Genomic DNA, 529 nt, shown 5'->3' on the forward strand with positions numbered 1-529 from the left:
CATTCTTTCATATCCAGTTTTCAAGGTGCAAATTTATGGTGGAGCCAAGGAGGATCGAACTCCTGACCTCCTGCTTGCAAGGCAGGCGCTCTCCCAGCTGAGCTATGGCCCCGTAAGGAATGCCAAATGGCACATATGGTGGGCCTTAGTGGACTCGAACCACCGACCTCACCCTTATCAGGGGTGCGCTCTAACCAGCTGAGCTAAAGGCCCAAGAATAATCTTCACTTGGATAGACCATTCATCCACTTGTCATCATCGACACCAAACGGATGTTTGAGGTAGTTTTGGGGTCCCCGAAAAGTAAGCGGCATAAGCTACAACGCTTAACACCACTTTTTGGGGGTCAAAATTCATTCCCTCAAAACTGAACATGAGCGTCACTGTCAATTGTGATCTGATATCATCGTGATCAGGATATTCCTTAGAAAGGAGGTGATCCAGCCGCACCTTCCGATACGGCTACCTTGTTACGACTTCACCCCAATCATCTACCCCACCTTCGGCGGCTGGCTCCTTGCGGTTACCC

At 49.9% G+C, this 529-nt stretch carries 2 tRNA genes and 1 rRNA gene; all 3 read right to left on the reverse strand.

From position 1 onward, the window contains the following. Positions 1–36 precede the first annotated feature (36 nt). Positions 37–112 (reverse strand) — tRNA-Ala (locus ACFQ0N_RS38255). A gap of 24 nt (positions 113–136) precedes the next feature. Then, positions 137–213 (reverse strand) — tRNA-Ile (locus ACFQ0N_RS38260). Positions 214–428: 215 nt separating this feature from the next. Beyond that, positions 429–529, reverse strand: a 16S ribosomal RNA gene (locus tag ACFQ0N_RS38265); the annotation flags it as partial.

This window comes from Paenibacillus sp. GCM10027626 (genome assembly GCF_042676285.1).
Lineage (GTDB): Bacteria > Bacillota > Bacilli > Paenibacillales > Paenibacillaceae > Paenibacillus_Z.